The organism is Terrihalobacillus insolitus (genome assembly GCF_028416575.1).
Taxonomy (GTDB): Bacteria; Bacillota; Bacilli; order Bacillales; family Amphibacillaceae; genus Terrihalobacillus; species Terrihalobacillus insolitus.
The window spans coordinates 1-5,324 of the sequence record NZ_JAMQKB010000046.1; the positions used below are offsets into that span (position 1 = coordinate 1).

The window sequence follows — 5,324 nt, forward strand, 5'->3', positions numbered from 1 at the left end:
CCAAATACCCTATATATCAAGGGTTAATCATATTATTTTAACAATTTTGTTAGGACTACAAAAATCACAATAACTCTTTAAACCCTTGACAATAAAGGGATTGGAAATTTATGTCACCAAACTCGGGTTTTAAGTTCCTTTTCACAAAAGAACGTATCTTTTGTTGAAAGTCCATCTGTGTTGACAAAAAGAATCTTCCCCTGAAGGTGTTCCTGATTCACTATTTTCTGAAATTCAACTCTATTTGAAAAATATATATACTGATCATCCTCTAAAAATAAAGGGATGGTGCGATGGTCAGGTTGACTTAATAGGCAAATCGATTCACCTTTAAAAAGTTTAATAGCATCTATTTCGATACGGTCTTCTTTCATTCTCGCCATTTCCTCCGCTGCTTCTTTCATGTTTTTGTTTAGCTTCTTCACTTCATGAGCATGCTCTCCCTTCATCTGCTTGATTTGTTGTTCTAGCTGAGCCTTGTCTTTTTGAAGCTTCGCGATTTCTTTTTCGGTTTCCTTTACCTGTTTCATCTGCTCTTGATAAAGGTTATTGATCGTAATCAAGTCCTGGTCATAAATCGCTATGCGGTCTTTTAGTGCTGAAATTTGGTCATCCTTTTCGTCATCTAACACATCTATGAACTCGTATAACGTTTTATGGATTGCGACAATGTCCTGAACGACAAGCTTATAGAAGGCTATTTTCTCAGGATCAGACCAACCTGTGAACTCATCTTCGTTATATACTTTTAATAGTTGTAGAAACATCCCCTTATTCGGAATCGGAAGCCCCTTATCATTCAGATAATCTCTTATCGTTTCATATCTATCAGGGGCGATCTCTTCCATTTTGTCAAATTGAAGATCGTTTTCAAAAATAAATTCAACCTCGCCAGCAAAATCATCCTTTCTGACATGAATCATTGCTTCCATTTGCTCTAGCAGTGAGTACTCGTTATTTCCTAGTCCTTTAATCGGGTCGCGGCTGTTTTTCACTTCCACTTTAATAAAGGACTCGTGTGCTGCATAGTAGGATGGATAACTCGTAATAAGTAGCGCTAGTTTCTGACTAGGGGTAAAGCTTTCATTCATGTTCATTTTCGTAATAAGCTCAAGGATCTCTAATCCTTTAAATTCTTCAGCAACCGTATCACTTACCAATTGTTTAAAGAACTCATCAGGATTTCCAATGGATTGCACCTTCTTCTTCGTGTTTTTCATTAGTAGTTTAGGTGGCACCTTTGAAAAATTTTTGATAGAAAACCCTGGAATCGAAGGCTTGACCATCTTGGCCACATACAGTAATTCCTGGTCGTTTAACAAATCAAACCAGTCCTCTAGTGCTGATTGGGCTACTAATATTTCATTGAACTCCTTACCCATAAATATCTCCCCCATGATCTCGTAGCGTTTCAAACATCGCGTATTCTATTAAAAGAGCATGACCTTTTGGCACCTCTCTATTACTACTATTCTACCAAAAATTCACATTGGAATGTATCGATTCGACAAATTTTGGGCGCGTCACTGTGACACGACTATCAAATATGCAAAAAGAAGCGGCTAACAATTACGAGCGATTATTCACTAAATAATAAAATTTTTCTAATTACACCAAATTTTAAAATGAGTTAAATTCATTCAGCATTTCAATATAAAAAAACTGTAAACCCTTATACAACAAGGCTTACAGCTTTTTTTTATGATGATTCCGATTGGGCTCGAACCAACGACCTCCACCCTGTCAAGGTGGCGCTCTCCCAGCTGAGCTACGGAATCGTAATATAAAATGAGGATCGACATCTATAAATATAATTGGTATTCACCATATTTGTCAAGATATTTTGAACAAGCTTTCATGGCGAATGCATCAACTGGTATTTTTCCAAGGTGTTAAAAAATGATGGTCAAACGTTGAATTTTTCTTATGCTTCTTTAATAAGCTGCAAATTTATACTTTCTTAAAATAAAAGAAGAACACGACTTATCTATAGAAAAACTAAGTCATGTTCTTTCCTATAACTATCCCAAGTCATCTAGCTCCATTTGTATATATCTTCTAGTATTAGGTCCATAAATACCATCGTTATCTAAGGCAGCATACATAGACTGAAATCTTCTAACTGCATCTTCTGTTAATGGGCCATATATTCCATCAATATACTTTGGGTCAAAGTTCAACCGTTTTAATGCTCGTTGTACTTGTTTTACTTCTGCTCCTTCATCTCCTCTTTTTAAGATTCCGTCTGGTAAAGGAAATTCATTGATTGGGTCACTTGTATTGAGGACTTCTTTTAATTTGTCTAATGTTTGTGGTCCAACAAGGCCGTCTACTGTCAATCCATATTTTTTCTGGAATTTCATTACTGCTCTTTGTGTTTCGGCTCCATAGATACCGTCAGCACCATAGATTGGGAGAGAAAAGCCAGCCTTTATTAAATCCTGTTGCACCTCTTTTACAAACTGACCTTCGTCTCCAATATCTAATGGCAAATCAATGGAGGCACCTTTTACGGCAGGTTCTGATACATTATCATCTCCTTGGAAGTACTTATCATATGCTCGTTGTACATCATCGATAAAGTCATTCCATGAAACCCCGTGCCTGTTAAGGGCGTTTTGTGGATCTGTTCTTCGTGTAGGGTCTAACGTGCTATGGGCAACGATATCTTCGCTAGGGTTCAAGTTAAACTTGTCTACAAGATACGCGTGGTACCATACATATCGGTCATATGCTTCTTCAAAATTAATGTTTTCCCCGTACGCTAATTCTACTCCTATCGCAGCATCATTAGCGTCTGCCCCAAACATTCTATTATCGGTTGTTACATTTGAACGCACATGGAAAGCCTTTTCATCTAATGGAATAATTTCTAATATGATATCATCATCAATGAATGTGTGGGCTGATGCAAATGGATCAGCATTTTCAAAATAATTTCTATTTGCATAGGCTGTGGATCCTGGGTTACCTGTATCATGGCTTACGATGAATTCGACATTGTCGATTTCTTCGCCTGGTCTTGCATTTCCTCTCCCAATGTAGTCCCGAACTATTTCGTATTTCATTGTACTTTCACCTCGATACATTTTTCTAATTATTTTATGCACATAAGCTATAAATGTTCTCATGGATTATCATATGACCGTTATTTTTTTGTGTGTCGGATAGGAAACCATATTTTTGGAAGTATTTAATAAAAAAATGATATTAATTTTTAACTTTAAACAATGACTATAGATTTTGCTTTGGCCTCATCAATTGTTTTGTAAGAATATGGGGGTGATCATCCTCTATGCTATTAATCGTAGAGGAACGTATATGAGGTGTGTGACGATGTGAAGAAGTATTGTGAATTGGTATGGTAAAAGAAGTGCTCTGGACATTTGTTTCGATATTTGTGGCAAAAGATGTGTTTTGGCATGTAATCGGACATCTGTTCCGCTTTTTATCAAAAGGGAAGCATATTTGCTGTAATTATCACCAAAGGAATAAATGTCCGCCAAAATAGCAAATAAATAAATGCAGTACTTTTTATTGTCGGATGCCTTCTCAATTAAGATTAAATTTATTACATTAGCGGGTGGCTTATCTATTTTTGGAGTTACAAAAAGAATCCGTTTTGAAAAAAGACTGATCAAAATGGATTCTTTTCTTGTGATTAGTATACATTTTATATCACGCGCGTTGATTAACCAAAATTAACCAAGCATATTACTTAAAAAAGAAGGCATCGCCTACTACCATAAAGGTAAATCCTACCAAAGGAGCGATGCCTTCATGACACAATGTAACACACTTCTACACGTATTTAAAACCTTAATCAGTGAAGATGAGGTTATAAAAATACTAGAGAATACCATGGCTACTCTGAAACGGCTGCAAAGTGGCAAGGAATCGACCAGCTTATGTTTTGGCTGGTAGCTTCATCGAAACAATGGGAGAACTACCGTGACAGTGAAAGTAAATTGACGAATGAACCTGATTTAAAAAACGTTGATTATACGACATTGTCTAAGAAAGCAAGCGTCATTCCCTATGAAGCTGTTAAAGCCATTCTCCATCGCCTAGCTAAGCGGATGAATCGAAAGACCAAACGTGCTCTGAAATTTCCAGTGTCTCTGGCTGCACTGGATTCGACGACGATGACGGTGGGCAAGAACCAACTGCCATGGGCACCTTTTCACGGAGATCGCTCTGGTGTCAAAATGCACACGCTTTTCCGTGTAGATACACTGCTTCCGACCCAAGTAGAAGAGTCAAAAGGGTTAACTCATGACGCGTCAGTAGCGGATCAGTTTGCCCATCAGCTCATCACTTCGGTCCGCGACCGGGCGTATGCCACTATCAAAGATTTTGACGCACTTCATCAAGCCGAAAAATCTTTTCTGATTCGCCTGAAAAAGTCCATGTATACGCAAAAGCGCCACTCGCTCAAACGGTGGGAGCCGGAGGAGACGAATGTAATTGAAGATTACACAGCACAGATTGGGAAAGGATCCAATCAGTCTGAAGAGCGTTTTCGTGTGGTTTCTTTTTATGATGACGAAGGAAATACGATTCGTGTCGTGACAAATTTAATGCCTCTTTCCGCCAAAGTCATCGCGGATCTCTATAAGGCACATTGGCAAGTGGAACTTTTCTATCGTTTTTTAAAACAACATTTAAATATGAAACGCTTTTTTGGCCCAAAACCAAACGCTGTTTACGGCCAGTTATTTTGCGCCATTATCGCTTATATGCTTTTACGTTTTCTATACAATCAACTTTCGCCAGGCTGGGCCTTCACAAGCCTGACATTTATCAACTTTGCGAGAGGTTTAATCTTTAACACATTTCCTATTGAGGCCATCGACTCACTGGCTCTATTTCTGCACGAGTGGCGACAGAGGTCAAACCCCAATAGGAAAATAGTGGTTAATCAACGCTAGTGATTTTATATAAAAAAGTTTGATCATATTTTCTGCCTATGATCTTCTACAATCGCGCCCGTTTGTTGAAAGACAATAGAGATCTCAGTGAACTACTCCCACCACTTACCACCCTTGCGGGTTGCTTGAAGTGGGGCTTCTTGGGTAATCGCCACTTTTGGTAGCCGACAAAATTGACCAAGCTAACCCTCTTGTTCCAAGAGTTCATATTGTCTTTAGGCAGTTGCTAATAAGCGAATGCCTTCTTTTTTGATGTTTAGTGCTGGATTGTAATCTCTATCAAGATTTAGTCCACATAAACAAACATACATCCTAATATTCATAGGCATTGGTTGAGTATTTCCACAATTCGAGCAAGTTTTAGTAGATGGAAACCATTTGTCTATTTTGACA

3 protein-coding genes, 1 tRNA gene and 2 pseudogenes are annotated in these 5,324 nt (G+C 38.0%); 1 reads left to right on the plus strand and 5 read right to left on the minus strand.

All coding sequences use genetic code 11. From position 1 onward, the window contains the following. Positions 1–113: 113 nt before the first annotated feature. The 4 genes and pseudogenes from NC797_RS17965 to NC797_RS17980 form a co-directional block, all read right to left on the minus strand. Positions 114–1,382 (minus strand): coiled-coil domain-containing protein, encoded by a 1,269-nt coding sequence (locus NC797_RS17965; RefSeq protein ID WP_272438175.1) that lies wholly within the window; start codon positions 1,380–1,382, stop codon positions 114–116. Between the two features lie 323 nt (positions 1,383–1,705). Beyond that, positions 1,706–1,778 (minus strand) — tRNA-Val (locus NC797_RS17970). Between the two features lie 243 nt (positions 1,779–2,021). After that, positions 2,022–2,492 carry a peptidoglycan-binding domain-containing protein gene (locus NC797_RS17975; RefSeq protein ID WP_272438176.1) on the minus strand — a complete coding sequence of 157 codons (471 nt, stop codon included), beginning with the start codon at positions 2,490–2,492 and terminating at the stop codon, positions 2,022–2,024. A 63-nt stretch (positions 2,493–2,555) separates the two neighbouring features. Continuing rightward, a pseudogene (locus NC797_RS17980) lies at positions 2,556–3,068 on the minus strand (peptidoglycan recognition protein family protein); the annotation flags it as partial. 810 nt (positions 3,069–3,878) lie between these two features. Between NC797_RS17980 and NC797_RS17985 the strand changes: the two are divergent. After that, positions 3,879–4,931, plus strand: a pseudogene (locus NC797_RS17985) (IS4 family transposase); the annotation flags it as partial. Positions 4,932–5,146: 215 nt separating this feature from the next. Here NC797_RS17985 and NC797_RS17990 read toward each other — a convergent pair. Continuing rightward, on the minus strand, positions 5,147–5,324 hold a 178-nt coding region (locus NC797_RS17990), incomplete at its 5' end, for a zinc ribbon domain-containing protein (RefSeq protein ID WP_272438177.1).

Excerpts from the sequence above, each read along its gene's own strand:
- NC797_RS17965 (WP_272438175.1), bottom strand. The coding sequence starts at position 1,382 with ATGGGTAAGGAGTTCAATGAAATATTAGTAGCCCAATCAGCACTAGAG.